The sequence below is a fragment of the Streptomyces sp. NPDC058955 genome, assembly GCF_042741435.1.
In the GTDB taxonomy this organism is placed as follows: Bacteria; Actinomycetota; Actinomycetes; order Streptomycetales; family Streptomycetaceae; genus Streptomyces.
In genome coordinates this window covers 22,149-48,307 of the sequence record NZ_JBHYKM010000053.1, presented here as the reverse complement: position 1 = coordinate 48,307, position 26,159 = coordinate 22,149, and the positions used below count along the sequence as shown (strand labels likewise).

At 72.7% G+C, this 26,159-nt stretch carries 24 protein-coding genes, 1 tRNA gene and 1 pseudogene; 13 read left to right on the top strand and 13 right to left on the bottom strand.

Translation table 11 applies throughout. From position 1 onward, the window contains the following. Positions 1 to 905 (bottom strand): annotated as a pseudogene (gene cdgB, locus ACFW1I_RS21210) (diguanylate cyclase CdgB); the annotation flags it as partial. A 311-nt stretch (positions 906 to 1,216) separates the two neighbouring features. On the opposite strand from cdgB, the gene ACFW1I_RS21205 reads away from it, so the two are divergent. Further along, positions 1,217 to 1,780 (top strand): flavin reductase family protein, encoded by a 564-nt coding sequence (locus ACFW1I_RS21205; protein ID WP_384672132.1) that lies wholly within the window; start codon positions 1,217 to 1,219, stop codon positions 1,778 to 1,780. 23 nt (positions 1,781 to 1,803) lie between these two features. On the opposite strand, the gene arfB is transcribed toward ACFW1I_RS21205, so the two are convergent. Continuing rightward, entirely contained in the window at positions 1,804 to 2,241 is a 438-nt protein-coding gene (arfB, locus tag ACFW1I_RS21200) for an alternative ribosome rescue aminoacyl-tRNA hydrolase ArfB (RefSeq protein ID WP_384672143.1), read from the bottom strand. Between the two features lie 118 nt (positions 2,242 to 2,359). Here arfB and ACFW1I_RS21195 point away from each other — a divergent pair, with 118 nt between their 5' ends. Together ACFW1I_RS21195 and ACFW1I_RS21190 are read left to right on the top strand one after the other, a co-directional pair. Next, a complete protein-coding gene (locus ACFW1I_RS21195) occupies positions 2,360 to 2,935 on the top strand; it encodes a TerD family protein (protein ID WP_384672130.1) in 576 nt (191 codons plus the stop codon). 66 nt (positions 2,936 to 3,001) lie between these two features. Then, the gene (locus ACFW1I_RS21190; RefSeq protein ID WP_384672127.1) at positions 3,002 to 3,541 is read left to right on the top strand and encodes a GNAT family N-acetyltransferase; all 540 of its coding nucleotides are present in this window, start codon (positions 3,002 to 3,004) and stop codon (positions 3,539 to 3,541) included. Here the strand turns inward: ACFW1I_RS21190 and ACFW1I_RS21185 are convergent. Together ACFW1I_RS21185 and ACFW1I_RS21180 are read right to left on the bottom strand one after the other, a co-directional pair. Continuing rightward, complete coding sequence (locus ACFW1I_RS21185; RefSeq protein ID WP_384672124.1) at positions 3,538 to 4,965, bottom strand: M1 family metallopeptidase; 1,428 nt, start codon at positions 4,963 to 4,965, stop codon at positions 3,538 to 3,540. The two genes, ACFW1I_RS21190 and ACFW1I_RS21185, sit on opposite strands and share 4 nt — an antisense overlap. Before the next feature lie 95 nt (positions 4,966 to 5,060). Beyond that, entirely contained in the window at positions 5,061 to 5,603 is a 543-nt protein-coding gene (locus tag ACFW1I_RS21180) for a heme-binding protein (RefSeq protein ID WP_384672122.1), read from the bottom strand. A gap of 237 nt (positions 5,604 to 5,840) precedes the next feature. Here ACFW1I_RS21180 and ACFW1I_RS21175 point away from each other — a divergent pair, with 237 nt between their 5' ends. The 4 genes from ACFW1I_RS21175 (at position 5,841) to ACFW1I_RS21160 (ending at position 9,617) form a co-directional block, all read left to right on the top strand. Next, on the top strand, positions 5,841 to 7,175 hold the full coding sequence (locus ACFW1I_RS21175; RefSeq protein ID WP_384672119.1) for a sensor histidine kinase: 1,335 nt from the start codon (positions 5,841 to 5,843) through the stop codon (positions 7,173 to 7,175). A 14-nt stretch (positions 7,176 to 7,189) separates the two neighbouring features. Next, the gene (locus ACFW1I_RS21170; protein WP_030495583.1) at positions 7,190 to 7,810 is read left to right on the top strand and encodes a response regulator transcription factor; all 621 of its coding nucleotides are present in this window, start codon (positions 7,190 to 7,192) and stop codon (positions 7,808 to 7,810) included. 69 nt (positions 7,811 to 7,879) lie between these two features. Beyond that, on the top strand, positions 7,880 to 9,085 hold the full coding sequence (locus tag ACFW1I_RS21165) for an FAD-dependent monooxygenase (protein WP_384672116.1): 1,206 nt from the start codon (positions 7,880 to 7,882) through the stop codon (positions 9,083 to 9,085). Between the two features lie 31 nt (positions 9,086 to 9,116). Then, positions 9,117 to 9,617, top strand: coding sequence for a hypothetical protein (locus ACFW1I_RS21160; protein ID WP_384672114.1), 501 nt, complete (start codon positions 9,117 to 9,119; stop codon positions 9,615 to 9,617). Between the two features lie 19 nt (positions 9,618 to 9,636). Here the strand turns inward: ACFW1I_RS21160 and ACFW1I_RS21155 are convergent, their stop codons facing one another. Beyond that, the gene (locus ACFW1I_RS21155; protein WP_384672112.1) at positions 9,637 to 10,293 is read right to left on the bottom strand and encodes a pentapeptide repeat-containing protein; all 657 of its coding nucleotides are present in this window, start codon (positions 10,291 to 10,293) and stop codon (positions 9,637 to 9,639) included. A gap of 116 nt (positions 10,294 to 10,409) precedes the next feature. On the opposite strand from ACFW1I_RS21155, the gene ACFW1I_RS21150 reads away from it, so the two are divergent. After that, on the top strand, positions 10,410 to 11,408 hold the full coding sequence (locus tag ACFW1I_RS21150) for a zinc-binding dehydrogenase (RefSeq protein WP_384672109.1): 999 nt from the start codon (positions 10,410 to 10,412) through the stop codon (positions 11,406 to 11,408). A gap of 6 nt (positions 11,409 to 11,414) precedes the next feature. Here the strand turns inward: ACFW1I_RS21150 and ACFW1I_RS21145 are convergent, their stop codons facing one another. The 3 genes from ACFW1I_RS21145 to ACFW1I_RS21135 are packed head-to-tail and all read right to left on the bottom strand — an operon-like array spanning position 11,415 to position 13,161. Next, positions 11,415 to 11,777, bottom strand: a complete 363-nt coding sequence (locus ACFW1I_RS21145; RefSeq protein WP_384672107.1) for a hypothetical protein — start codon at positions 11,775 to 11,777, stop codon at positions 11,415 to 11,417. Positions 11,778 to 11,786: 9 nt separating this feature from the next. Further along, the gene (locus tag ACFW1I_RS21140) at positions 11,787 to 12,269 is read right to left on the bottom strand and encodes a GNAT family N-acetyltransferase (RefSeq protein ID WP_384672104.1); all 483 of its coding nucleotides are present in this window, start codon (positions 12,267 to 12,269) and stop codon (positions 11,787 to 11,789) included. Positions 12,270 to 12,273: 4 nt separating this feature from the next. Further along, complete coding sequence (locus tag ACFW1I_RS21135; RefSeq protein ID WP_384672102.1) at positions 12,274 to 13,161, bottom strand: aminoglycoside phosphotransferase family protein; 888 nt, start codon at positions 13,159 to 13,161, stop codon at positions 12,274 to 12,276. A gap of 103 nt (positions 13,162 to 13,264) precedes the next feature. Between ACFW1I_RS21135 and ACFW1I_RS21130 the strand changes: the two genes are divergently transcribed. Then, on the top strand, positions 13,265 to 14,659 hold the full coding sequence (locus ACFW1I_RS21130; RefSeq protein ID WP_384672100.1) for an NAD(P)/FAD-dependent oxidoreductase: 1,395 nt from the start codon (positions 13,265 to 13,267) through the stop codon (positions 14,657 to 14,659). Positions 14,660 to 14,723: 64 nt separating this feature from the next. Here the strand turns inward: ACFW1I_RS21130 and ACFW1I_RS21125 are convergent, their stop codons facing one another. From ACFW1I_RS21125 to ACFW1I_RS21115, 3 genes are all read right to left on the bottom strand, one after another. Further along, the gene (locus tag ACFW1I_RS21125) at positions 14,724 to 16,442 is read right to left on the bottom strand and encodes an FG-GAP repeat domain-containing protein (RefSeq protein WP_384672140.1); all 1,719 of its coding nucleotides are present in this window, start codon (positions 16,440 to 16,442) and stop codon (positions 14,724 to 14,726) included. A gap of 133 nt (positions 16,443 to 16,575) precedes the next feature. Continuing rightward, positions 16,576 to 18,630, bottom strand: a complete 2,055-nt coding sequence (locus ACFW1I_RS21120; RefSeq protein WP_384672098.1) for a restriction endonuclease — start codon at positions 18,628 to 18,630, stop codon at positions 16,576 to 16,578. Between the two features lie 95 nt (positions 18,631 to 18,725). Continuing rightward, a tRNA-Thr gene (locus ACFW1I_RS21115) sits at positions 18,726 to 18,801 on the bottom strand. Positions 18,802 to 18,957: 156 nt separating this feature from the next. On the opposite strand from ACFW1I_RS21115, the gene ACFW1I_RS21110 reads away from it, so the two are divergent. From ACFW1I_RS21110 to ACFW1I_RS21095, 4 genes are all read left to right on the top strand, one after another. Beyond that, positions 18,958 to 20,361, top strand: a complete 1,404-nt coding sequence (locus tag ACFW1I_RS21110; RefSeq protein WP_384672096.1) for an RNA-guided endonuclease InsQ/TnpB family protein — start codon at positions 18,958 to 18,960, stop codon at positions 20,359 to 20,361. Between the two features lie 357 nt (positions 20,362 to 20,718). Beyond that, a complete protein-coding gene (locus ACFW1I_RS21105) occupies positions 20,719 to 21,816 on the top strand; it encodes a sn-glycerol-3-phosphate ABC transporter ATP-binding protein UgpC (RefSeq protein ID WP_319014108.1) in 1,098 nt (365 codons plus the stop codon). Between the two features lie 217 nt (positions 21,817 to 22,033). Then, positions 22,034 to 22,450 carry a hypothetical protein gene (locus ACFW1I_RS21100; protein ID WP_384672094.1) on the top strand — a complete coding sequence of 139 codons (417 nt, stop codon included), beginning with the start codon at positions 22,034 to 22,036 and terminating at the stop codon, positions 22,448 to 22,450. Positions 22,451 to 22,496: 46 nt separating this feature from the next. Beyond that, a complete protein-coding gene (locus ACFW1I_RS21095) occupies positions 22,497 to 23,213 on the top strand; it encodes an NDP-sugar synthase (protein WP_384672092.1) in 717 nt (238 codons plus the stop codon). A gap of 73 nt (positions 23,214 to 23,286) precedes the next feature. Here the strand turns inward: ACFW1I_RS21095 and ACFW1I_RS21090 are convergent, their stop codons facing one another. Then, positions 23,287 to 24,885, bottom strand: a complete 1,599-nt coding sequence (locus ACFW1I_RS21090) for a DoxX family membrane protein (RefSeq protein WP_384672090.1) — start codon at positions 24,883 to 24,885, stop codon at positions 23,287 to 23,289. A 117-nt stretch (positions 24,886 to 25,002) separates the two neighbouring features. After that, positions 25,003 to 25,956 carry a 23S rRNA (guanosine(2251)-2'-O)-methyltransferase RlmB gene (gene rlmB / locus ACFW1I_RS21085; RefSeq protein ID WP_384672087.1) on the bottom strand — a complete coding sequence of 318 codons (954 nt, stop codon included), beginning with the start codon at positions 25,954 to 25,956 and terminating at the stop codon, positions 25,003 to 25,005. Between the last annotated feature and the right edge of the window lie 203 nt (positions 25,957 to 26,159).

Sequence of the window (26,159 nt, the reverse complement as noted above, 5' to 3'; positions counted from 1 at the left end):
GAGTTGCGCAGGGAGACCCAGACGTAGGTGCCGTCGCGCCGGCCCAGCCGCAGCTCGGCCCGGCCGCCCTCGGCGGAGGTGCGGAGCAGGGTGCCGATGTCCTCGGGGTGGACGAGGTCGGCGAAGGAGTAGCGGCGCATCACGGAGGCGGGGCGGCCGAGGAGCCGGCACAGCGCGTCGTTGGTGCGCAGGAGCCGGCCGTGCTGGTCGCCGCCGAGCTCGGCGATCGCCATGCCGGAGGGGGCGTACTCGAACGCCTGCCGGAAGGATTCCTCGCTGGCGCGGAGGGCCTGCTGCTCGCGCTCCAGGCGGATGAGGGCGCGCTGCATGTTGGAGCGGAGCCGGGCGTTGCTGATCGCGATGGCGGACTGCGAGGCGTACATCTGGAGGGCTTCCTGCCCCCAGGGTCCCGGGTGCCGGCCGTTGCGCGGGCGGTCGACGGATATGACGCCGAGGAGCTCGCGGCCGGTGCCGGAGGCGTACATGGGGGCGTAGAGGCGGTCGTGGGGGTGCCACTCGTCCTCGAAGCGGGGGGCGGGGCCGTCGGTGTGCCACTGGGGGACGTCGTCGTCCATCAGGACCCAGCCCTCGGTGTGCGGGATGAACCGCAGGTCGCCCCACGGGACGCCCATGGTGAGCCGGCGGTCCCATGCCTCGCGGGAGCCGACGCGGCCGGTGATGAGGGCTTCGGCGGCGGGGTCCCCGGCGAAGGCGGCGACCACCAGGTCACCGTCGGGCCGGACGAGGTTGACGCAGGCCAGCTGGTAGTTGAGGCCGGCGACGACGCCGTCGGCGACGGTCTGTACGGTGTCCGCGAGGCTGCGGGCGGTGTTCAGGTCCGCCACGACCTGATGCAGCTGCCGCAGGGTCGAGAGACGGACGTAAGGCTCCGACTCGGTCTCCATCGCTCGCTCTCCCCGAGACCTCGACAGCAACTCCAGGGTTCTCATCGGCTTCGTGCTGTACTGTCCCCGCCACTGAATCACAGCGAGCTGCGCACCCGGTACACAGGGTCAGCAAATAGTGCTCTCTGTGACTCAAGTCACAGCATGACGTGACGGGATCCGGCGGGTCGGGCGTGACCCGCGCGGCGATCGCGCCCTCGATACCCGCCGGGGGTACGGCTCCGGCGGCGCGGTCCTAGGTCCCGCGCCGGGCCTCGGCCTGGTCCCCCGGCCCGATGCGGCCCGTGGAGGGCCGCGGCTAGCGTGCCGGTGTGCTGCAGAAGACCCCGCCCTCGCCGCCCGTCACGGACCTCGCCATCCCTCATGCTGAGGGGGTGAGCGACGACGAGTTCCGGGCGGCCATGTCCCGCCTCGCGGCCGGTGTGGTCCTGGTGACCGCGCACGATCCCGACGACGGCCCGCGCGGCGAGGACGTCGGCATGACGGCCACCGCGTTCCTCTCGGTCTCGCTGGACCCGCCGCTGGTCCTGGTCAGCCTGCGCAACGGCTCCCGCATGGACGACCTCCTGGAGGAGGTCCCGGTCTGGGCGGTGTCGGTGCTCGCGGAGAGCCAGCGGCACGTCGCCGGACGGTTCGCGATGAAGGGCCGCGTCTCGGACCGGCTGCTCTTCGCCGACCTGCCGTACACGCGCGGCGAGGTGAGCGGGGCGCCGCTGCTCGGCGGGGCGCTCACCACCCTGGAGTGCCGCACGGAGAGCCGGGTGGTGGCGGGCGACCACACCCTGGTGATCGGCCGTGTCCTCTCGGTCGGCCTGCCGTCCCCGGACGGCGAGCCCCTCACGTACTTCCGCGGCCGCTACCGCCGCCTGGGCTGACCGGCGGCCCCCGGGGGGCGGGATCAGCCCCAGTCGCGGCCCTGCCGACCGCGCTTGGTCTCGGCCCGCTGCTTCTTCTCCCGCAGCCGGCGTTCGTTGATGCCGCGCGGGATGCGGGTCGCCCGGCGGGGCTTCGGCGGCGGGGCCGTCGCCTCGGCGAGGAGCGCGGCGAGCCGGACGGCGGCCGTCTCGCGGTTGCGCCACTGCGAGCGGTGCTCCGAGGCCCGTACGGTCAGCACGCCGTCCACCAGCCGGGAGGCGAGCCGTTCCAGGGCGCGGGCCTTCCACACCTCGGGCAGCGCCTCGGTCGCGGCGAGGTCGAACCTCAGCTCGACGCGGGAGTCGGAGGTGTTCACGTGCTGGCCGCCGGGACCCGAGGAGCGCGTGAAACGCCACTGGAGCTCGGCCTCGGGGAGCGAGACGGAGCCGCGGATCTGATACGGACCTGACATGCCCTCCATGTTCCCCGCGGGGGGCACCGACCGTCATCCTGTTTTCACGCATCCGGGAACCGCCGGGCGGTCTGCCGCGTTTCTCCGGGCGAACGACCACGTGAGCATCACGATGAAAGGGACTTCCATGGCAGTGAGCCTCGCCAAGGGCGGCAACGTCTCCCTCACCAAGGAGGCGCCGGGTCTGACCGCCGTCACCGTGGGCCTCGGCTGGGACGTCCGCACGACGACCGGCACCGACTTCGACCTGGACGCCTCCGCGATCGGCGTCGACGCCGCCGGCAAGGTCGCCTCGGACGCCCACTTCGTCTTCTTCAACAACAAGTCGACCCCGGACCAGACCATCGTCCACACGGGTGACAACCGCACCGGCGAGGGCGGCGGCGACGACGAGCAGATCAACGTCAACCTCGCGGGCCTCCCGGCCAACGTCGAGAAGATCGTCTTCCCGGTCTCCATCTACGACGCGGTCTCCCGCTCGCAGAACTTCGGCCAGGTCCGCAACGCCTACATCCGCATCATCAACCAGGCCGGCGGCGCCGAGATCGCCCGCTACGACCTCTCCGAGGACGCCGCCGTCGAGACCGCCATGGTCTTCGGCGAGCTGTACCGCAACGGCGCCGAGTGGAAGTTCCGCGCGGTCGGCCAGGGCTACGCCTCCGGCCTGGAGGGCATCGCCCGCGACTTCGGCGTGAACCTCTGACGGACTCCTCAGCGAGCCGTCGAGCCCCGGCCGGTCCTCGGACCGCCGGGGCTCTACCCTGACCGGGTGATCGTCGAGACCCTCGCGCCCAAGGCCCTGGAAGACGGCGCCGCGCTCCCCGGCCCGCTGCTCACCGAACTCACCGCGCTGTACGCGTCGAACCGGGAGTTCCAGCAGCTCAGCGGCGACTTCCCGGACCCGGACGCGATCCGCCCCGAGCAGGTCGCGGCCGCCCTCGCCGACGAACTGGCCCAGCCCTCCGCCGAGGTGCTGCTCGCCCGCTCCGAGGGCCGCCTGGTCGCCGTCGCCGTGACGCTCGGCCACCACCCCGACCCGGCCGACCCCGACCCGTGGCTCGGCCTGCTGATGGTCCACGCGGACGAGCACCGCGCCGGCTTCGGCCGCCGGCTGGCCGGCCACGTCGAGGACGGCTTCCGCGCCGTCGGCCGCACCGGTCTCCGGCTGGCCGTCCTGGAGAACAACCCGAAGGCCCTCGCCTTCTGGACCTCGCTCGGGTACGAGGAGACCGCCCGCCGCCCCGACCTGGCCCACGGCCGCCCCTGCGTGGTGCTGCGCAAGGACCTGCAGGGCCTGCAGGGCCGCTAGGGCCGCTCCGGCCGGTCCTCGCCGTACAGCCAGACGTCCCACACCCCGTCCAGGTCCCGCCCGGCCACCGACTCGGCGTAGTCGGTGAAGTCCTCGGTGGAGGCGTTGGCGTGCCGGTACTTGGCTGCCCAGCCGCGCAGCAGCTCGTCGAAGACCCCGTCGCCGACGGTCTCGCGCAGCTTGTGCAGGACCATCGCCCCGCGCTGGTAGACGGGCGGGTCGAAGAGGTTCTCGGCGCTGGGCGGATCGGCGGGCGGGAAGGCCCAGTTGGCCTCCTCGGCGAAGGCCGCCAGGAAGCTGTCCCGGGCCGGGACGGAGCCGTGTTCCTCCGCGTACAGCCACTCGGCGTAGGTGGCGAAGCCCTCGTTGAGCCAGATGTCCTGCCAGCTCTCGGGGGTGACCGAGTTCCCGAACCACTGGTGGGCCAGTTCGTGCACGAGCGTCGTGCGGTCGAAGGAGGAGGCCGGGAAGACGGGCCGGGTCTGCGTCTCCAGGGCGTAGCCGAGCAGGCCGTCGGTGGTGACGACGGCCCCGGCGGCGCCGAAGGGGTACGGGCCGAAGCGGTCCTGCTGGCGGGCGAGGAGCGTGGGGAGTTCGGCGCGCAGCGCGGCGGTCGCGGGGGCCAGCGACGGCTCGACGGCGGTGACGACGGGGACGTCGCCGAGGGCGGTTCCGGTGGTGGTCTCGTACCGGCCGATCATCACGGTGGCGAGGTAGGACGCCATCGGCTCCGGCTGGCGCCAGACCGTGCGGGTGCGGCCGCCGGAGGCCGGCTCGGCGGAGACCCGGACGCCGTTGGAGAGCGCCGCGAGCCGGCTCGGGGCGGTCAGCGCGATCTCGTAGGACGCCTTGTCGGAGGGGTGGTGGTTGCCGGGGAACCAGGTCATGGAGCCGGCCGGCTCGCCGACCGCGACCGCCCCGTCGACGGTGTTCAGCCAGCCCTCGGTCGAACCGTCGGGGTCGGTGAGCGGCTCGGGCACCCCCGCGTAGTCGACGGTGACGGTGAACTCGGTGCCCCGCGGCAGCTCGTCGCGGGGCCGGAGGGTCAGCTCGTCGCCGGCCCGGTTGACGGCGGCGGGCTCGCCGTCGACGGTCGCGCCCGACACGGTGAGCCCGGCGAGGTCGAGGTTGAGGGCGGAGAGGTCCTGGGTGGCGCGGGCGGTGATCCGCGCGGTGCCGTCGAGCCGGCCGCCGTCCGGGTCGAAGGCGAGGTCGAGGGCGTAGTGGGAGACGTCGTAGCCGCCGTTGCCGAGCCGGGGGAAGTACGGGTCCTGGACGCCGGACGCGCCGGGCGTGCCCCGCACCCCGCCGGTCGCCGGGGTGCAGCCGGCGGCGAGGAGGCCGAGCACGGCGAGGGCCGCCGCCGTGACGGCGGCGGCCCTCGGGGACCGTCCGGTCCGGCTGTTCTGGGTCGCGTACGTCACGTACGGATCCTAGACAAGCCGGACAGAAGGTGACGGCGAGGGCGCCCGTCGGGGGGAGTCGGGCGCCCTCACCCGCAGGGGGCGAGCGGCGGGTGTTACTTCGCCAGCTCGGCGACACCGGCCTGGGCGAACTTCTCGTCCAGGTCGCCGGAGGGGGCGCCCGCCACGCCGATGCCGGCGATCGGGCCGCCGTTGGCCGCGACCGGGGCGCCGCCGCCGAGGAACAGGGTGCCCGGGATGTCCTTCAGGTTCGGGGCCTGCTCCAGGCGCTTGGCGAGCTCGGAGGTCGGGGCGTTCCAGGAGACGGCGGTGTACGCCTTGCGGATCGCCGACTCGTAGGACTGCGGGCCGGCGCCGTCGCCGCGCAGGGTGACGAGGGTGTTGCCGTTGCGGTCGACCACGGCCACGGAGACGCGCTGGTTCTCCTTCTCGGCGGCCTCCAGGACGGCCTCGGCGGCGTCGGTGGCGGCGTCGATGGTGAGGTGCGTGGTCTGGCGCAGGTTGTCGCCGCCCGCGTCGGCCTTGGCGACCACGGCGGGAGCGGCGGCCGGGGCGGTGGCGTTCGCCGAGACGGCGCCGAAGGTGCCGGCGGTCAGGACGGCGGCGGCGGTGGCTCCGAGGACGAGCTTCTTCTTCATGGTGGCTCCCGAGGAGGTCGTGGCGGACCCGATCGGTCCGGCGGAGGAGGGCGTCTCCCCCGCTCCGAGATCCATCCTGGGTCCGGAACCGGGCCCGTACGGTCCACGGTCCGGCTGCCCTCCCGGCGCGCACCGGACGATGCCGGGGTCAGCCGATCGGCTGATGCCGGGGTGGTCCGCGCGGGTCAGCATGGATACGTACACCCAGGTCAGCGCCGTGCTGAGGAGGCGAGACGGATGGACAGGACCGGCCGGCACCCGCGGCACGCCGCACCCACCCCGCCCGACCGGCGCACCCCCGGGAACCCGGCCGCCGCCGCGTACGGCCCCGCCCCGCGCGGCGGGCCCGACCTCGACCCGCGCGGCGGGCCCGACCTAGACCCGCGCGGTGGCCCCGACCTCGACCCGCGCGGCGCGCACGACCCGGACGCCGGCTGGCTGGCGCGCGTCATGCACGTGGCGTTCTTCCTGCTGCTCGGCGCCTCCCTGGCGCGGTTCCTGCTGCGGCACGAGTGGGAGGCGCGCAGCCCCTGGATCATCGCCCTGAGCGGCGCGCTCGCCGCCCTGTACCTGCTCGGGCCGGTCCTCGGCACCCGGGCCACCCCGCGCCGGATCGCCTGGCTGTGCACGGTCGTCGCCGTGTGGGTGGTGCTCGTCGTCCTCGCGCCCAGCTTCGCCTGGTGCGCGGTGCCGCTCTTCTACACCGGCCTGCGGACCCTGCCGCACAAGGCGGCGTTCGGGCTGGTCGCGCTGCTCACCGCCTTCGTCGTCTTCGCGCAGGTGCAGCTCTCGCACGGCGGCTGGGACCCCAATCTGATCGTCGCCCCGCCGGCCGTCGCCGCCATCGCCACCGGCGTCTTCGTCCACGCCGACCGGCAGGCGGCCCGGCAGCGGGCCCTCATCGACGACCTGATCCGCACCCGGCGCGAACTCGCCGCGATCGAGCGGCGCGAGGGCACCCTCGCCGAGCGGCAGCGGCTCTCCATGGAGATCCACGACACCCTCGCGCAGGGCCTGTCGAGCCAGCAGATGCTGCTGCAGGCCGCCGACCGCACCTGGGACACCGACCCGTCGACCGCCCGCCGGCACGTCCGCACGGCCGAGTCGATCGCCGAGCGGAACCTCGCCGAGGCCCGCCGCTTCGTCCACGACCTGGCCCCCGCCGACCTCGCCGAGGGCGGCGGCCTCGAACAGGCGCTGCGCGGGCTCGCCGCGCGCGAGTCGGCCGCCTTCCGGGTCGACGGCACGCCGGTGCCGCTGCCGGACCGGGCCCAGTCGGCGCTCCTGCGGATCGCCCAGGGCGCGCTCGCCAACATCCGCGAGCACGCCGCCGCCACCTCGGCCGCGCTCACCCTCACCTACCTCGACGACCAGGTGGTCCTCGACGTCGCCGACGACGGCAGCGGCTTCGACCCGTCGGCCGCCCGCGACGGCGGCGGCGTCCGCGGCCACGGCCTGCCCGCGATGCGGGTCCGCGCCCAGCAGCTCGGCGGCACGCTTACGGTGGAATCGACCCCCGGCGAGGGCACGGTGCTCTCCGCCGCCCTCCCCCTCGCACCCCCCGCGTCCTGACGGAAGGCCCGCCCGTGACCGTACGCATCCTCCTCTGCGACGACCACGTCGTCGTCCGCGCCGGACTGCTCGCCCTCCTCGGCTCCACCCCCGACATCGAGGTCGTCGGGGAGGCCGGCAGCGGCGAGGAGGCGGTCGCGATGGCCGCGAAGCTGAAGCCGGACGTGGTCCTGATGGACCTCCAGCTCGGCGCCGGCATCGACGGGGTGGAGGCGACCCGCCGGATCGCGCCGACCGGCGTCCACGTCCTCGTCCTCACCACGTACGACACCGACGCCGACATCACCCGCGCCATCGAGGCGGGCGCCACCGGCTACCTCCTGAAGGCCGAGCGGCCCGAGGAGCTGTTCGCCGCGATCCACTCCGCCGCCCAGGGGCGGACGGCCCTGTCGCCGCCGGTCGCGAGCCGGGTCATGGACCGGATGCGGGGCGCGGCGGGCCCGTCCCTCACCGACCGGGAGCGGGACATCCTCGGCCAGCTGGCGCACGGCCTCGGCAACAAGGAGATCGCCCGCGCGCTCTTCATCAGCGAGGCCACCGTCAAGACCCACCTGGGCCGGATCTACGCCAAGCTCGGCGTCGACACGCGGGCCGGCGCCGTGGCGGTCGCGAAGGAACAGCGCCTGCTCCCCTGAGCCCTCCGGGACTGCTACCGTGCGCTGTCGTTCCAGTGCACAGCGTCATGGCCCCGTGGGAGAGCGCACGTGAAGATCGCCGTCGTCGGTGGCGGGCCCGCCGGCCTGTACCTCTCGATCCTGCTGAAGCGCCAGGACCCGTCCCACGAGATCGCCGTGTACGAGCGGAACGCGGCCGGCTCCACCTACGGCTGGGGCGTCACCTACTGGGCCGGGCTCCTCGACAAGCTGCGGGCCGGCGACCCGGAGTCCGCCGCCGCCGTCGCCGATGCCTCGGTGACCTGGACCGACGGCCTCGCGATCGTCCGCGACGAGCGGACCGTGCACCGCGGCGACGCCGGCTTCGGCATCGGCCGCCGCCGGATGCTCGGGCTGCTCGCCGACCGGGCCGCCGCGCTCGGCGTCGAGGTCGCGTACGAGCACCCGATCGCCGGCCCGGACGCGCCGGAGCTGGCCGACGCGGACCTGGTCGTCGCCGCCGACGGCGTGCACAGCGTCCTGCGCGAGGCCCACGCCGACCACTACGGCACCGCCTTCACCACCGGCCGCAACCCGTACATCTGGCTCGGCACCAGCAAGGTCTTCGACTCCTTCAGCTTCGCCTTCAAGGAGACCGAGCACGGCTGGATCTGGTGCTACGCCTACGGCTTCAGCGGCGAGCGCTCCACCTGCGTCGTCGAGTGCGCCCCCGGCACCTGGACCGGCCTCGGCCTGGACACCATGCCCGAGGGCGACTGCCTGGCGCTCCTGGAGAAGCTCTTCCACGACCTCCTCGACGGGCACGAGCTGATCGGCCGCGACCGGGGCGCCGAACCCGCCCAGTGGCTCCGCTTCCGCACCCTGACCACCCGCGCCTGGCACCACGGCCGGACCGTCCTCCTCGGCGACGCCGCCCACACCACCCACTACTCGATCGGCGCCGGCACCACCCTCGCCCTGGAGGACGCCCTCGCGCTCGCCGCCGCCCTCCGCGACCACCCGGACGACCTCGACACCGCCCTCACCGCCTACGGCAGGCGGCGCCGCGCCGAACTCGTCTCCGCCCAGAGCGCGGCCCGCCTCAGCGCCCAGTGGTACGAGAACCTGCCCCGCTACATGGGCCTGGAGCCGGACCGGATGTTCGCCCTCCTCGGCCAGCGCCACTCCCCCCTGCTGCCGTACGTCCCCCCGCAGCTCTACTACCGGATCGACCGCGCCGCCGGCCGCCTGGAGGCGCTGCGCCGCCTCAAGCGCTGGCTGGGCCCCCGGCTGGCGCGGGCGGTCCACCGCGTCTGACACCACCGCGGGGTCGTGACACCATCAGGGCGTGCTCGACATCGGCTACTCCCTCTCCCGGCGCTTCCCCGACCCCCCGCAGACCGACTACCGGCGGGCGGACGTGCACGCGCTGCGGCACGACCTCTTCTGCGGGGACGTCTACCTCGCGGACACCAAGGAGGACCGGGAGGTGTCCACAGCCTGGGGATGGGTGCCGGTCCTCGACTTCGCGTGGGCGCTCTGCGACATCGTCGAACAGCTCGACCGCGACCCGCAGGGCAGCCGCGCCTCCCGCCCCCAGTACGCCGAACTGGACTTCACCGAGTCCTCGGACCGGATGCTCTTCGAACGCCGCTTCGGCTGGGTCGACGTCGAGGCCGACTGGATGCCCGGCGACGAACGCCCGCTCACCTTCTCCCACACCGAACTCCGCCGCGAGGCCCGCGACTTCCTCCACGACCTGATCGCCGACCTCACCGACATGCACGAGGGCCTCGCCGACAACCCGGCCGTCTGGGACCTCCAGGCCCGCTTCCCCCGCGTGAAGTGACCCGCCGGCCCACCCCCGGCTACTCCTCCACCCGCACCCCCAGCCGCGCCGCGAGGACCGGTGCCAGGTCGAGCAGCTGCGTCGGGGAGATCACCGCGCCCGCCAGGGACTCCACCCCGCGCGCGATCTCCAGGCGGCGCACCCCGCGCAGGTCCACGTCCGTCAGCCTCGCCCCCGAGACGTCCACCCCCACCAGCTCGCAGTCCACGAACGCGACCCGCTCCAGGACCGCCCCGCCGAAGTCCGGCTCCACCAGCACGCACCCCTCGAAGACGACGTCCCGCAGGGTCGCCGCCCGCAGGTTCGGGTAGTCCCACTTCCCGCCCCGCACCAGCACCCTCTCCCACGCCGAGCCGTGCAGCTGCGTCCCCCCGAACCGCGCCTCCACGACCTCCGCGTCCCTCAGCTGCGCCCCCGACAGATCGGCGCCCACGCCCCGTACGGCCTCCAGGCGCGAGTCCAGGAAGCGCGCCCCCGTCAGCCGCGCCTCGTCGAGGGCGCACTCCCGCAGCGCGCAGTCCAGGAACCGCGCGCCCTCCCCCGAGGCGCCCGCCAGATCGAGCCCGGCCAGCTCCAGGCCGTCGTAGTCCCCGTCGGGCTCCAGCCCGCCCTCGTACGGCTCCAGCGGCGGCAGCCGCAGCTCCACCCGGCGGGGCGCCTTGGTCTTTCGCTTCATGCGCCCATCGTGACGCACGCCACTGACAGTCGTCCGCCCTTGACCTCAATCAAGGTTGAGGTAGCAACCTGGCCGCGCAGTCACCGAAGAACAGCACCGACGACAGGGGAACCGTCATGCACGCCGTCCGACTCCACGCCTTCGGGCCCGCCGAGAACCTCACCTACGAGGAGGTCCCCGACCCGGTACCCGGCCCCGGACAGGTCCGGATCGCCGTGGCCGCCGCCGGCGTCCACCTCCTCGACACCGCCCTCCGCCAAGGCATGACCGGCCCCTTCCCCGCCCCCGCCGAACTCCCCACCGTCCCCGGCCGCGAGGTCGCCGGCACCGTCGACGCCGTCGGCGACGGCACCGACCCCGCCTGGCTCGGCAAGCGCGTCGTCGCCCACCTCGGCATGAACCCCGGCGGCTACGCCGAACTCGCCGTCACCGACGCCACCCGCCTCCACGAACTCCCCGACCACCTCGGCGAGGCCGAGGCCGTCGCCATGATCGGCACCGGCCGCACCACCCTCGGCATCCTCCAGTTCACCGACCTCGGCCCGGAGTCGGTCGCGATCGTCCCCGCCGCCGCCGGCGGCATCGGCACCCTCCTCGTCCAGTACGCCAAGAACGCCGGCGCCACCGTCATCGGCCTCGCCGGCGGCCCCGCCAAGGTCGCCCGCGTCCAGGAGAACGGCGCCGACCTCGCCGTCGACTACACCCGCCCCGACTGGCCCGACCAGGTCCGCGCGTTCCTCGGCGACCGCACCGCCACCGTCGTCTTCGACTCCGTCGGCGGCACCACCGGACGCGCCGCCGTCGACCTCCTCGGCAAGGGCGGCCAACACCTCGTCTTCGGCTGGTCCAGCACCGGACTCCACGACGGCGAAGCCCTCGCCTTCACCGAGGAGGAACTCACCGCGCGCGGCATCACCTCCGGCTCCGTCCTCGGCCCCGTCATGATCCAGAAGGCCGGCGGCGACGTCCGGAAGCTCGAACTCGCCGCCCTCGCCGCCGCCTCCGCCGGCACCCTCCGCCCCGCCGTCCACCCCTTCCCCCTCGCCGAAGCGACGGAAGCCCACCGCGCCCTGGAGAACCGGGGCACGATGGGCAAGGTGGTACTCGTTCCCTGACGACGCTCAGACGCCGAGCACGTCCCAGGAGTGCGCCTTGAACTCCTTGCGGAAGTCCTCGTGGTCCTCCCACATCCGGGCGATGGAGCGCAGCGCGTCCCAGTTGTGCTCCAGCGCCTGGTCCACCACCTGGCGCAGCTCCGGCGCCGTCTCCCGCTTCTCCACCAGACCGGAGACCTGCGAGGCCGCCTGCACCGTGTAGCGCAGCGCCCGCAGGGCACGGGAGGTGTCGTCCATCCCGAAGCCGTGGTCACTGCCGTTCGAAGGGTCGAAGAGCGGCGTCAGCCGGTCCTCGATGAAGGCCGTGATCCGCTGGAAACGGGCCTCGACGCCCATGTCGTCACCGTGATTGCCGTGGTCGTTGCACATAGGGACTTCCTACACCGTCGCCGGGGCGCCCAGCGCCGCCAGGGCCCCGTCCGTCAGCCGGTAGACCGACCACTCGTCCTGCGGGCGGGCGCCCAGCGACTCGTAGAAGTCGATCGACGGCCTGTTCCAGTTCAGCACCGACCACTCCAGACGCTCGTAGCCGCGCTCCACGCAGATCCGCGCCAGCTCCGTCAGCAGCGCCTTGCCGTGACCGCCGCCGCGCGCCTCCGGACGCACGTACAGGTCCTCCAGGTAGATGCCGTGGACCCCGCGCCAGGTCGAGAAGTTGAGGAACCAGAGCGCGAAGCCGACCGGCTCCCCGTCCTCCGTCTCCGCGATGTGGGCGAAGGCCGCGGGCCGCTCGCCGAAGAGCGCCTCGTGCAGCTGGTCGGTGGTCGCCCGGACCTCGTCGAGGGCCTTCTCGTACTCCGCGAGGTCACGGATCAGGGCATGGATGACGGGCACGTCGGCCGGAGTGGCGGTACGGATCATGCCCTCAGCGTGCCAGCAGCGCCCGCGCGACGACCACCCGGTCCACGTCGAGCTCGTCCTCGCCCTCCTCGACCTCCCACAGCCCGTTCTGCAGCACCCGCCCCAGCGTCCACGCCAGCGCCCGCTCCCGGTCCAGCCCCAGCCGCTCCGTGAGCAGGTCGAAGCGCCACCGGATCACGGCCGGATCCGGGTCCCAGAGATTGGTCAGCGCCGGCAGCAGCTCGAAACCCGGATCGCCGGAGAGCGGCTTCGGGTCGATGACCAGCCACGGCTCGCGCTCGGCGCCCAGCACGTTGTCGTAGTGCAGGTCCCAGTGGAGCAGCCGGTCCCCCGGCTCGCCCGCCACCTCCCGCACGGCCGCCGCACAGTCCGCGAGCAGCGCCGCGTCCTCCGCGCCGACCCGCGCCACCGCCCCCGGCACCCGCGCCAGCATCCGCTCGGCGATCACGTCCAGCCGCCGCAGCCCCGGCGGCGCCTGCCGGACCGACAGCCGCGCCAGCAGCCCCGCCAGGATCCGTACCGCCTCCCGCTCGTCCCCGAGCCGGGACAAGTGCCGCCGGTGGTCGGCCCGTTCGAGCAGCATCGTGCCCGTCCCCGGATCGTGCTCCAGAAGCCGTACGACCCCGTCCCCGGCCCACGCCCGCAACGCCGCCGGCTCCCCCTCGGTCTCCGCGTCGAGAAGCTGGAGCTTCAGCGCCCCGGGCGTGCCGTCCGCCCGCACCACCGGCAGCACCAACGACGCCACCCCGTGCAGCGACGGCCCGTCGAGCCGCAGCCCCCACCGGCCGAGGAACTCCTCCGCCCGCCCCGGCAACGCGGCGACGAACGCCCGCCCCGCCTCCCCGTTGTACCGCCCCTGGGACTCCGCGAGTTCATCCGGTACGTGAATCACCCACCGACCCTACGACCCGAGCGCCCCCCGCCGCCGAAAGACCCGTTCCCAGAGGACCGACGCCCCCGGTACCCTCCCGCCACGCACCGGGAAGAGGGACAACATGAACACCAGTACGGTCAACGGCGGCATCTCGTTCTGGTTCGCGCAGGAGGGCCTGCCCGAACCCCGCGAACCGCTGCCCGGCGACCGGACCGCCGACGTCTGCATCGTCGGCGGCGGCTACACCGGCCTGTGGACCGCCTACTACCTGAAGAAGGCGGCGCCCTTCCTCGACATCGTCGTCCTGGAGGCCCGCTTCTGCGGCTACGGCGCCTCCGGCCGCAACGGCGGCTGGCTCTACAACGGCATCGCCGGCCGCGACCGCTACGCCAAGCTGCACGGCCACGACGCCGCCGTCCGCCTCCAGCAGGCCATGAACACCACCGTCACCGAGGTCCTCGACGTCCTCGACGCCGAGAAGATCGACGCCGACCAGCACCGCGGCGGCGTCCTGGAGGTCGCCCTCTCCCCCGCCCAGCTCGCCCGCCTCAAGGAGTTCCACGCCGTCGAGCACGCCTTCGGCGAGACCGACCGCGAGATCTACGGCGCCCGCGAGACCGCCGACCGCATCCGCGTCGCCGGCGCCGTCGGCTCCTCCTGGACCCCGCACGGCGCCCGCCTCCACCCCGTCAAACTCGTCACCGGCCTGCGCGCCGCCGTCGAAGCCCTCGGCGTCACCCTCCACGAGTCGACCCCGGTCACCGAGATCAGGCCCAAGCACGCCGTCACCCCCTACGGCACCGTCCGCGCCCCCTACGTCCTGCGCTGCACCGAAGGCTTCACCGCCTCCCTCGCCGGCCAGCGCCGCACCTGGCTCCCCATGAACTCCTCCATGATCGCCACCGAACCGCTGACCGACGCCCAGTGGGAGTCCATCGGCTGGAACGGCCTGGAGACCCTCGGCGACATGGCCCACGCCTACATGTACGCCCAGCGCACCGCCGACGGCCGCATCGCCCTCGGCGGCCGGGGCGTCCCGTACCGCTACGGCTCGAAGACCGACAACGACGGCCGCACCCAGCCCCGCACGATCGAAGCCCTCCACGAGATCCTCATCCGCTTCTTCCCCCAGCTCGCCGGCGTCCGCGTCGACCACGCCTGGTCCGGCGTCCTCGGCGTCCCCCGCGACTGGTGCGCCACCGCCACCCTCGACCGCACCACCGGCATCGGCTGGGCCGGCGGCTACGTCGGCTCCGGCGTCGCCACCACCAACCTCGCCGCCCGCACCCTCCGCGACCTCATCCAGCAGGACTCCGGCCAGGGCGGCGCCACCGACCTCACCACCCTCCCCTGGGTGAACCACAAGGTCCGCAAGTGGGAACCGGAACCCTTCCGCTGGCTCGGCGTCCAGACCATGTACGCCGCCTTCCGCGGCGCCGACCACCGCGAGACCACCACCCACACCGCCACCACCGACCCCGTGGCGACCTGGGCCAACCGCATCGCCGGCCGCTGACGGTCCCGGACACGCCGAAGGCCCCGAACCCCCCACGGGGTCCGGGGCCTTCGTCACGCACGCGTCAGAACAGCGCGTTCAGCGAGGAGGCGGAAGGGCTCTCGCCGAGCGAGATCCGCACCCGGCCCGCGTACGGGACCGTACCGCTGCCCGTGCCCTGGTACAGGTACACGTTCCCGGAACCGTCCCGCGCGACCAGGTCGGCCCGCCCGTCGTCCGTCAGGTCACCCGGGGACGACACCAGCGAGTACCCCTGCCAGCCGGACCCGACCCGCACCCGGGCCCCGTACGGCACATCGGCCCTGCCCGTCGCCGGGTACAGCCACAGCACACCGGCCGTGTCACGGGCGATCAGATCGGCCCGCCCGTCACCGTTCAGGTCACCGGCCCCGGCGAACTGGTTGTAGATCCCCCAGCCACCGCCGACCCTCACCCGGGTCGCGAACGGCGCGGTCGTGCTCGTCGTGCCCTTGTACAACCACACCACGCCCGACGTGTCCCGGGCGATCATGTCCGGCCGCCCGTCACCGCTGACGTCCCCGACACCGACGAGCTGGTTGTAGATCCCCCAGCCGCTGCCGACCCGCACCCGCGAGGTCAGCGGCTCGTACCAGTTGCCGGTCGTCCGGTACGACCACAGCACACCGGACGTGTCACGGGCGACGACACCGCCGCCCGCGGCCTGGACCGTGATCGGAGACAGCTTGGTGACGGCGTTGTAGATCCCCCAGCCCCGCCCCACGGTCTCCGTCCACTCCCGGAACGGCTGGCCGGCCCGCCCCGTGCCGTGGTGCCAGTGCAGCAGCCCGCTCTTGTCCCGGGACACCATCGCGTAGTGCGTCGGCACCGGACGGGAGCTCTGGACCGCGAACTCGCTCCGGGCCTGCGGGTTGCTGCCCCCGTCGTCGAAGACGCGGTACTCCGCGGCGGCGGCGATCTTCCACGCGGCCGCGGAAGGAGACGCCTTGACCGTGTACGAGACGGTCACGTCGACCGGTCCCCCGGTACCCGGGTCGATCTCGCACTCCACCCCACCGGGCGAGAGGAAACCGCTGGTGACGTCGCACTCGGTGGTCGCGGAGCTCTGCCGGACGCTCGTGACGCCGACCTGGAGCTCGCCCTCCTCCCACTGCCGCATGCCCTCGCCCGGCTCGTGGCCGATCGAGAACGTGCCCTTGTCCACCGCGTGCACGGTGGCGGTGTGGGTGACCGTGGTGCCGGCCGCCACGGGCGGGGTGGAGAGCGCGATCGTGTTCTGGGCGACGTGCTCCGCCGTCTTCACCGTCACGGTACGGGCGGCGTGCCGGTGGTCCTCCACCTCCAGACCGACCGTCTGCACGTCCTTCACGCCCTTCGCGAGGTCCCCACCGCTCGGGACGTAGACGAAGCCGTAGTGCACCGTGGTGTCGTCCGCGGTGTCGGCCGCCGCCTCGACACCGAGCCTGACCATGTGGCGGTTCTCGTCCGTGATCGGGCAGGTGTACACCCCGGTCACGCCAGCCCGCACCTGGCAGCCCTCGGCCTGGAGCGAGAGCCCGGCGGGAAAACCGCCCTTGGCCCACGTCGCGTCGGTGAGCGGCGCCTTGCTGAACGCGTAGACCAGGGTCCCCTGGAACGCCCCGCTCGAATACACCCCGGGCCCCACCTCGGCGGGCCACATGCCGGGCTCCATCACCCGGTCCTCGATGTTGAATCCGGGGTACCAGTCATCGGCCGCAGCCGTCGACGCCCCCGAGACCAGCCCCGCCACCAACAGCGCGGCCGTCCCCCCAAGAGCAATCATTCTGCGCAAGCGATCAGTCCTTCGTCGCGAAACCGCACCCCCCCTGGGTGCGCGCGCCGCACGCTACCGCGAAGGCCCCGGCCCCCTCACAGAGGGGGCCGGTCCCACAAGAAGCCCCACCCGAGCCGCCCCCTCACGCCACGTCGATCCCGAAATCCCCCACCAACTCGGCAAGCCCACCCCGATACCCCTTGCCACCCACCACGAAATCCCAGTCCCCACCCGACCTGCGCCGGAACGAACCCAGAACCAGCGCCGTCTCCCCCGGCCGCCCGTCCGACACCACCAACCGCTCCAGCTCCACCCCCGCGTCGTCCCGCAACACGATCCCCGCATCCACGAACCCCGCCAGATCGCCGTCCGGATTCACCTCAGGATCGACCGCCGCCACCAACACCAGCCGGTCCGCAGCCACCGGCAACGCATCGAACCCCACCCGAACCGCCGCCCGATCACCCACCGGCGCAGCCACCATCGCCACCGAACCATCCGGCGTCGCCCCGTTGTTGTAGAACACGAACCACTCGTCCGCCAGAACCCGGCTCCCCGCACACACCAAGGCACACACATCGAGCGCGACCGCCCCCGACCACACCATGCCCAGCACGTTGAAATCCTCGTCCGCCTCGACCGACGACTCCACCCGCACAGGCTCGACGACCGGATCCCCCGAGCCCAGCCGCCCCCGCAGCCCATGCCGACGCAACAGCTCGACCAGTTCCGTACCGGATATCAGCGTCAACGGCTTGCCATCCGCGAACGCATACGAACCAGGACCGAACTTCGACGTCGTGACCAGCACCCCCTTGTTGGCCCCCGCCCCCTGCACCGTCCCGAACAGATCACGCACCGCACTCGGCGGCACCGTGTTCCGATACCGCTTCACCTGCACCACGATCGACCCACCACTGATCGGATCGGGATCCAGCGCCTCGACATCCACACCCCCGTCGTTCGACCGCCGCGTCGTCACCGCCTGAAGCCCCCGCGCCCGGAACAACTCCGCGACCAACCCCTCGAAAGCGATCGGATCCATCGACAGCAGATCAGGCTCCTCCCCGTCCCCCTGCACCACCACCTCGGACCCGACCTGATCGGGAGCCCGGAAAGGCACCACAGCGACCCGCTCCTCCGGCTTACCCGAAAGACGACCGGCAAGCGCCCCCGTCACACACTCCACAGCACCGACCAACCCCAGATTCAGCCGGTCGAAGTCCTCCCGCGCCACCACCACCGACGCCACACACACCCGGGCCTCAAGCCCCGTCGCCGGATCCACCCCACCCACGAACCCATTGAGAACCACCGACTCCAGAGCCCCGAAACGATCCGCGGCGAACAACTCCCGCACCGCGAGCAGCACACTCTGAGCGAGCACACTCCGATACAGCGCCCGCCGCTGCGTCACCGGCCGCGGCACCTCCTTCTCCTGGTCCGTGCTCGGCAGGTACTTGACCCCCTTCACCTCCGGCACCACCTCGAACCCCGGCAGCTCCCAGTCCAGGACGAACCCACGCCCAGCCCGGTCATACGCCGCCGACACCTCACGAGGAAACCCCTCCGGCCACGCCCCCGACGCGAACAGCACAGCGGAGAAATACTCGACGACCGTCTCCGGCTCCCCAGCCGAAAGAGCGTCAGCAGTCCCCGCCACCCCCCTGTTGTGCTCCCGGATCTCAGCCAACCGCGCCGCCGCCCAAGCGTCGTACTCCCGCCGATACGCGGCCAACGACTCCTGCCGACGCGCCTCGGCCGCCTGCGCCGCATACCAGTCCTGCTCGAACCGCGCCCGCCCACCACCACCCAACCCGTGGTACGCCCGCTGATCGGGCATCGCCACCGGCTGCCCCAGAGGACCGGGAGAGAACGGCTCGACCTCCTCGGCCCGCCGCAACGAATCCACCCGGAACGCCGGCGCCGAACACCCCGCCGCCAACAACCCCTCCAACACGGCGACCCGCTCGTCGATCTCACGCGTTTTCCGCAGAGCATCCGCCTCCCGATGCCGCCGATACGCGGCCCGCTGCTCCCGCTGCATCCGGGACACATCCCGCTCGTACGCCCGCTGCGCACGCTCCGCGTCCCGCTGCTGCCGCACCAGCGCCTGCTGCTGCCCCTCCCGCTCCCGCTGCGCCAGCCGCTGCTGCTCGGCCCAGATCCCGATCAGCCCACCGGAACGCCGACCCATCGACCGCACCCCTCCCCGGAGAAACCCCACACCGCGTATACGCCCCCGTAACGCACAAGTGTCCCGGACCAGAGTGGTCCGGGACACGAGTTCGATGGAGCCGCCTGTCGGAATCGAACCGACGACCTACGCCTTACAAGGGCGGCGCTCTACCAATTGAGCTAAGGCGGCGTTGTTCACACGATTACGCGCGTGAGTGGCCTCCACTCTACACAGCGCCACCGACACCTCCGAAGAACTTCCGACCCCCCGTAACCACCCGCCCACCCGTTCGTTGATCGGACGGGAGTGCAGTTCCGACTATCGGACAGCACAGGGGGAGGAACGATGGCGCAGCCATCTGAGGAGGCGCCTCGGCGGGTGGTCGGTGCCGAGGCCAAGCAGGTGAAGCGGGATGTCCTGGGCATCGCCGACCGGCGCAAGCACCAGGGCCGTGTCGCGATCCCCGTGCAGCGGCGCGCCAAGGAGGCGGGGACGCAGCAGCGCGTGTACCGCTACCGCTTCTACCCCACCTCGGACCAGGCCGAGCAGTTGTCGCGGACCTTCGGTGCCTGTCGGTGGGTCTACAACGAGGGGCTGGCCCTGCGGGCGGGCGCGTGGGAGCGGCATCGGGTGTCGGTCGGGTTCGCGGAGACGTGCCGGGCGCTGACCGGGTGGAAGCGGGAGGAGGGGAGGGAGTGGTTGCGGGAGGTGTCGTCGACGGTGTTGCAGCAGGCGTTGCGGCATCTGGACGGGGCGTTCTCGCGGTTCTTCCGGCAGTCGGCGAAGTATCCGCAGCGGAAGCGGAAGGGGCGTTGCCGGGACAATGCGGTGTATGTGCGGACCGGTTTCCGGTGGGTGGAGGATCCGGGGCGGCCGGGTACGGGTCTGGTGACGTTGGCGAAGCAGTCGGTGCCGCTGGATGTTCGCTGGTCGCGGCCGTTGCCGGCGGGTCAGGTGCCGGTGCGGTTGTCCGTGATGCGTGACCGGGCAGGGCGGTTCTTCCTGTCGGTGCTGGTGGAGGAGCGGATCGATCCGCTGCCGCCGGTGTTCGTCCCGGGGACGTCGGCGCCGAAGGCGGTGGGGCTGGATCTGGGGTTGGCGTCGCTGGTGACGCTGGACGACGGCTCGACGCTGGCCCATCCACGGCTGCTGAAGAAGTACGGCGACGAGCTGGCCCGGCGGCAGCGGGAGCTGCACCGGAAGGAGAGGGGTTCGGCGAACCGGGGGAAGGCGCGGGAGCGTATCGCGCGGTTGTACGCCCGGATCGGTGATGTGCGCAGGGATCTGCTGGATCAGTTCACCACCCGCCTCGTGCGCGAGAACCAAGTGCTCGTGGTGGAGGACCTGCCCGTCTCGAATCTGATGCGTCCGGCCCGGGGGAAGGGGCGGCGGCGGAAGGCGAAGCTGAACCAGGCGATCCGGGACGCGGCGTGGGGTGAGCTGTTGCGGCAGTTGCGGTACAAGTGCGCGTGGTACGGGCGGACGCTGGTGGTCGTGGACCGGTTCTTCCCGTCGACGCGGCGGTGCTCGGCCTGCCACACGAAGGGGCCGAGGCTCGACGTGTCGGTCCGGGAGTGGGTCTGCGCGGAGTGCGGGGCCGTGCATGAGCGGGACCACAACGCGGCGGTGAATCTCAGGGACGAGGGGATGCGGCTGTACGGGCAGGTGGTGGCCTCGCTGCCGCCGGGAAGATCGGTCCCGTCGCTGATCCGGGCGTCGGAGCTACCGGAAGCGGCCCTCGCCTCGTAGGACGAAGGAAGCGGTACGGACCGACGGGCCGTCGGCCGGAATGCCTGTGGAGCTCGCGTAAGACCGGCTCGGTGTGGCCCTCAGGGTCGTGCCGGTTCGGCGATGGGCGCTGAAGCAGGAAGTGCCACGTGCGGCGCAGGGCCAAAAGGCGGGTGCTCTGGCTTGTCACCGGCACCAGGTCAAAAGTGGGTTGCTCTGCCTCGGCCGAGCCCCTCGAAAATCTCATCGACTCCGACTGCTGACAGACCGGACACCGCCGGGGTAGCGTCGACCGGAGTTCACTCTGGTGGACTAGACCCATCCTTCCTTCCACTCGGATCGTCCGGCACGTTCCTGCCGGTGAAGGGGCGTATCACCATGGCTTCTGTCACTTTCGACAAGGCGACCCGGATCTACCCCGGCGCCAAGACCCCCTCCGTCGACCAGCTCGACATCGAGATCGGCGACGGGGAGTTCCTCGTCCTCGTCGGGCCCTCGGGCTGCGGCAAGTCGACCTCGCTGCGGATGCTGGCGGGCCTGGAGGACGTGAACGCGGGCGCCATCCGCATCGGTGACCGGGACGTCACCCACCTGCCGCCGAAGGACCGGGACATCGCCATGGTGTTCCAGAACTACGCGCTCTACCCGCACATGACCGTCGCCGACAACATGGGCTTCGCGCTCAAGATCGCCGGCGTCAACAAGAGCGAGATCCGCGCGAAGGTCGAAGAGGCCGCGAAGATCCTCGACCTCACCCAGTACCTGGACCGCAAGCCGAAGGCGCTCTCCGGCGGTCAGCGCCAGCGCGTCGCCATGGGCCGCGCCATCGTGCGCGAGCCGCAGGTCTTCCTCATGGACGAGCCGCTGTCGAACCTCGACGCCAAGCTCCGCGTCTCGACCCGTACGCAGATCGCCGGCCTGCAGCGCCGTCTCGGCATCACGACGGTCTACGTCACCCACGACCAGACCGAGGCGCTCACCATGGGCGACCGCGTCGCCGTGCTGAAGGACGGTCTGCTCCAGCAGGTCGACACCCCGCGCAACATGTACGACAAGCCCGCGAACCTGTTCGTCGCCGGCTTCATCGGCTCCCCCGCCATGAACCTGATCGAGGTCCCGATCACCGAGGGCGGCGTGAAGTTCGGCAACAGCGTCGTCCCGGTCTCGCGTGACGCGCTCGCCACCGCCGCCGCCAACGGCGACACCACCGTGGTCGTCGGCGTCCGCCCGGAGCACTTCGACGTCTCGGGCCCGACGGGCAAGGACGGCGTGGCCGTGACGGTCAACGTGGTCGAGGAGCTGGGCTCGGACGGCTTCGTCTACGGCTCCACCCGCGTCGGCGGCGAGGACAAGGACATCGTCATCCGCGTCGGCGGCCGTGAGATCCCCGCCAAGGGCTCCACGCTGCACGTCGTCCCGCGCGCCGGCGAGCTGCACGTCTTCTCCAAGTCGACGGAGCAGCGCATCAGCGAGTGACGTCCGGCCGGGCCGGAAGAGGCCCGTGGCGAACGGCCCCGTATCCCTTGCGGATGCGGGGTCGTTCGTTTAAACGGGCTTACCCCGGAAAACCCCGGCATTCGGGGCCCTCCCGAGGACCCGGCGTCAACACGCGATTCGAAAAGCCGCGTCGAACCATCCCCCGCGAGAGTGACTAAATGTCGCCATATCACTACCGGCCGCTACGCTCGCCTGCGTGACGCACACTGCCCGCCGAATCGGCCGCTCCCTCGCCCTCGTCCTGCCCGTCGTCCTGGTCCTGTCGGGAACGCTCGCGGTGTCCGCCGTGCCGTGGGCCGGCCAGGACGCCGAAGGCCAGATGCTGACCGCCTCCGCCGCGGACGTCTCCACCCGCGCGAAGTCCCGCGCCCCGCAGGACGTGCTGCGGGACCGGCTCCTCGCCGAGCTCCAGGAGAAGGACCCCGGCGTCGCCCTCACCCACCTCCAGCGCGAGGTGGAGAACCGTCCCTCGCTCGCCGAGCACTGCGTGTCGATCGCCCGCGCCCTCGGCCGTGCCGCGGTCGAGCACTACGGCCCGTCCCGCGCCCAGGCGTTCTCCCGGCCGGTCTGCGACACCGCGTACGCGACCGGCGTGATGCGCGCGACGGGCTGAGCGCCGTCACCGCGTCCGCGCCCGCGGGGCACCTATCGTTCCCCGTATGCACACCACTCCGACGCAGGCCGTGGTCCTGGCGGGCGGCCAGGGCTCGCGGCTGCGCCCCTACACCGATGACCGCCCCAAGCCGATGGTCGAGATCCCGGGTACCGGGACCCCGATCATCGGCCATCAGCTTTCCTGGCTGGCCGCCGAGGGCGTGACCGACGCCGTCGTCTCCTGCGGGCATCTCGCGGAAGTCCTCCAGGAGTGGCTGGAGGAGGCGGATCTGCCGCTCAAGGTGACCACGGTCGTCGAGACCGAGCCGCTGGGCCGCGGTGGCGGCCTCAAGTACGCCGCCGCGCATCTGCCCGAGCCGGACCGGCCGTGGTACGCCACCAACGGCGACATCTGGACGCGTTTCTCGCTGCGGGAGATGGCCGCCTTCCACGACGAGCGGGACGCCACCGCCACCCTCGCGCTGGCCCGCCCGCGGATCCCGTGGGGCGCCGTCGAGACCGACACGTTCGGGCACATCACCGACTTCGTCGAGGCGCCGCCGTCGCCGTTCCTCATCAACGCCGGCGTGTACGTCTTCTCCCCCGCGTTCACCGAGCTCCTGCCCGACCTGGGCGACCACGAGCGGACCACCTTCCCCCGGCTGGCGCGCGAGCGGCGGCTGGCCGGCTTCCCGCTGCCGCAGGGGGCGTACTGGAGGGCCATCGACACGGCGAAGGACCTGACGGAGGCCGCGAAGGAGCTGGCCGCGCAGGGCCACTGAGGCGCACGGGCTGAAGCACGAAGGCGGCACCGCCCCTGGGGGACGGTGCCGCCTTCGTCGTACGGGTCGGGGCTCAGCCCAGCAGGCCGCCGATCGGGTTCTGCGGGGCGTCGCCGCCGCCGGTGGTGGCCTCCTCGGTCGGCGTCTCCTGGGTGGGGGTGCCGGTGGAGGAGCCGCCGGTGGACGAGGTGCTGCCGGAGGTGCCGCTGGGGCTGTCGCTGGTGGTGGGCGGCGGGGCGGGCTCCGACTGGGCGGGCGTACGGCTGCTGGTGCTGCCGCCGCTGCCGTCGGTGGCGGTCGGCCGCTGCTCCTGCGTCGGGGTGGAGCCGGTCTCGGCGCCGGTCTCGGTCGGCCGGGTCGCCTCCTGGGTCTCCTCGCGTTCCTCGCGGGCCTCGGTGGTCTCCGCCGCCGAGGGTTCGGGGCGGGCGTCGCGCGGGGTCTCGGAGGGGGTGCGGCGGCGCTCCGGCTCGGTCGGCAGGGGCTGGCCGGGGAGGTGGTTGATCGGGTCGTCGTTCGGGCCCGGGACGGTGACCATCTCGGTGGAGCGGACGGCGCCGCCGAGGACCGAGCCGATGAGCAGGGTGAGGCCGACGACGACGGAGGCGAAGAGCACCGAGCGGCGCATCACGCGGCGGCGCAGTTCCCACAGTTCGGCGCGGGGGCCGAGGGTGCGCCAGGCCTCGCCGGCGAGGCGGCCGTCGATCGAGTAGACGGGGGCGCCGGCGATGATCAGCGGGGACCAGGCGGCGAGGTAGATGATGTCGGGCGCGTCGTAGACGGGGACGGTCCGCCAGCTGACGGTGAGGATGAGCGCGGCGGAGAGGAGTGCGCCGACGACGGCGGCGACGCGCTGCCAGAGGCCGAGGACGGTGAGGACGCCGACGACGACCTGGAGGAAGGCGACGGTGAGTCCGGCGCCGACGGGGTGCTGGAGGGCGAAGTCCCGCAGGGGTTCGGCGAGCGGCCAGGGGTGGAGTTGGGTGAGCCACTTGACCATGGAGCCGCGCTCGCCGCCGTCGAAGTAGACGGGGTCGCAGAGCTTGCCCATGCCGGCGTAGATGGAGATGAAGCCGAGGAAGACGCGGAGCGGGAGCAGCACCACGCCGAGGTTCATGCGGCGGCCGGGGTAGTAGGCGTGCCGGACACCCGCCGCGGAAGCGGCTGATGTCTCCGTGGAGCCGTGGCGCTGGCCGGCGGGGCGGGCCTCTTCGTACGGCGCGGCGTCCGGCCGCATGTCGTACACGTCGTCGTAGGCGCCCTCGGCCCGCCGCATGGGCGGCAGGATCGGTGCGGCGGCGTCGGCGGGCACGAGCGGGGTGGGCATCGTGTCGTCGATGCGGGGGATGGTCTGGGTGGTCGGCTCCAGCGTGGTGACGGCGCCGCCCGCGCCGGCCGAGGACTCCCGTACGGCCTGGAGGAGTCCGGTCGCTCCCGGTGTGGCCTTCCCGGTCCAGACGACGGGGCGCCGGCGCGGCGCTCCCGCCCCACCGGCCCCGGAGAGGGCGGCCACGCGCGGGTTCGCGCCGAACTTCGGCTGCTGGGCCGGCGCGAGCCGCACACGGAAGCTGGCGTGGTTCACGATCACCTGGGCGGGATCGGAATCCACCTTGACCATGCTCAGCGCGGGCTGATCGTCGAACCCCGGCCGGGGCGTTCTGGTGTCCACACTCATCTAACCGAGTGACGCGGGGTTTGGACACTGCCTTGACGGGCTCGGATGTCCGAGGTCCGTCAAGATCACGGCCGGGGTGGGTCCCCCGTTCGGTTCCGTCCGTACGGGGGAGGCCGGTCACATGCGGCGGCGGGCGGCCTCGTAGAGGACGACGCCGGCGGCGACGCCGGCGTTGAGGGACTCGGCGCCGCCGGGCATCGGGATGCGGACGAGGAAGTCGCAGGTCTCGCCGACGAGGCGGGAGAGGCCCTTGCCCTCGGAGCCGACCACGATGACGACGGGGCCTTCGAGGGCCTCCAGCTCGTGGACCTCGGTGTCGCCGTCGGCGGAGAGGCCGACGACGGTGAGGCCGGCCTTCTGGTACTCCTGCAGGCAGCGGGTGAGGTTGGTGGCGCGGGCCACCGGGGTGCGGGCGGCGGTGCCGGCGGAGGTCTTCCAGGCGCCGGCGGTCATGCCGGCGGCGCGGCGCTCGGGGACGACGACGCCGTGGCCGCCGAAGGCGGAGACGGAGCGGACGACGGCGCCGAGGTTGCGCGGGTCGGTGACGCCGTCGAGGGCGACGATCAGCGGGTCCTCGTGCTCGTCGTAGGCGGCCGCGGCGAGGTCCTCGGGGTGCGCGTACTCGTACGGCGGGACCTGGAGGACGAGGCCCTGGTGGTTGAGGCCGTTGGTCATCCGGTCGAGCTCGGGGCGCGGCGCCTCCATGATGTTGATGTTGCCGCGGCCGGTGGCGAGGTTGAGGGCCTCGCGCACGCGCTCGTCGTTGTCGATGAACTGCTGGACGTAGAGGGTGGTGGCGGGGACGCCGTCGCGCAGGGCCTCGTAGACGGGGTTGCGGCCGACGACCATCTCGGCCTGGCCCTTGCCGCCGCGGCGGGCGACGGGCTTGCGCTTGGCGGCGTTGCGGGCCATCGCGTTGGAGACGCGGTAGGCCTTGTGGCCCTTGCGGTCCTCGGCCTTGGGCGTCGGGCCCTTGCCTTCCAGGGCGCGGCGTCGCTTGCCACCGCTGCCGACCGTCGCGCCCTTCTTGTTCGACGTACGACGTCCCCTGCGCTGGCTGTTCCCGGCCATGACTGCTACCTGTTCCTCTAACTGCGTGCGTACAGAAGTCTGTATGTGAAGTGTGCGCCGCCCGCCGCCCCCCCGGCCGCCCCCCGGCCCCCCGACCCCCTCCTGTCCCGCCGCGGGCCGGACGGCGCGCCCCCCGCGGGCTACCGGTGGGTCTGCGTCCGCGTCGTCGGGGCTTTCTAGGCCACGGGCCCCCGGCCCGGCCC

Coding starts and splice junctions, on each gene's coding strand:
- ACFW1I_RS21150 (WP_384672109.1), top strand. CDS start 10,410: ATGCACGCCGTCCGACTCCACGCCTTCGGGCCCGCCGAGAACCTCACC.
- ACFW1I_RS21145 (WP_384672107.1), bottom strand. CDS start 11,777: ATGTGCAACGACCACGGCAATCACGGTGACGACATGGGCGTCGAGGCC.
- ACFW1I_RS21125 (WP_384672140.1), bottom strand. CDS start 16,442: ATGATTGCTCTTGGGGGGACGGCCGCGCTGTTGGTGGCGGGGCTGGTC.
- ACFW1I_RS21130 (WP_384672100.1), top strand. CDS start 13,265: ATGAACACCAGTACGGTCAACGGCGGCATCTCGTTCTGGTTCGCGCAG.
- ACFW1I_RS21095 (WP_384672092.1), top strand. CDS start 22,497: ATGCACACCACTCCGACGCAGGCCGTGGTCCTGGCGGGCGGCCAGGGC.
- ACFW1I_RS21110 (WP_384672096.1), top strand. CDS start 18,958: ATGGCGCAGCCATCTGAGGAGGCGCCTCGGCGGGTGGTCGGTGCCGAG.
- ACFW1I_RS21175 (WP_384672119.1), top strand. CDS start 5,841: ATGGACAGGACCGGCCGGCACCCGCGGCACGCCGCACCCACCCCGCCC.
- ACFW1I_RS21155 (WP_384672112.1), bottom strand. CDS start 10,293: ATGAAGCGAAAGACCAAGGCGCCCCGCCGGGTGGAGCTGCGGCTGCCG.
- ACFW1I_RS21090 (WP_384672090.1), bottom strand. CDS start 24,885: ATGAGTGTGGACACCAGAACGCCCCGGCCGGGGTTCGACGATCAGCCC.
- rlmB (WP_384672087.1), bottom strand. CDS start 25,956: ATGGCCGGGAACAGCCAGCGCAGGGGACGTCGTACGTCGAACAAGAAG.
- ACFW1I_RS21180 (WP_384672122.1), bottom strand. CDS start 5,603: ATGAAGAAGAAGCTCGTCCTCGGAGCCACCGCCGCCGCCGTCCTGACC.
- ACFW1I_RS21120 (WP_384672098.1), bottom strand. CDS start 18,630: ATGGGTCGGCGTTCCGGTGGGCTGATCGGGATCTGGGCCGAGCAGCAG.
- arfB (WP_384672143.1), bottom strand. CDS start 2,241: ATGGAGGGCATGTCAGGTCCGTATCAGATCCGCGGCTCCGTCTCGCTC.
- ACFW1I_RS21105 (WP_319014108.1), top strand. CDS start 20,719: ATGGCTTCTGTCACTTTCGACAAGGCGACCCGGATCTACCCCGGCGCC.
- ACFW1I_RS21195 (WP_384672130.1), top strand. CDS start 2,360: ATGGCAGTGAGCCTCGCCAAGGGCGGCAACGTCTCCCTCACCAAGGAG.
- ACFW1I_RS21140 (WP_384672104.1), bottom strand. CDS start 12,269: ATGATCCGTACCGCCACTCCGGCCGACGTGCCCGTCATCCATGCCCTG.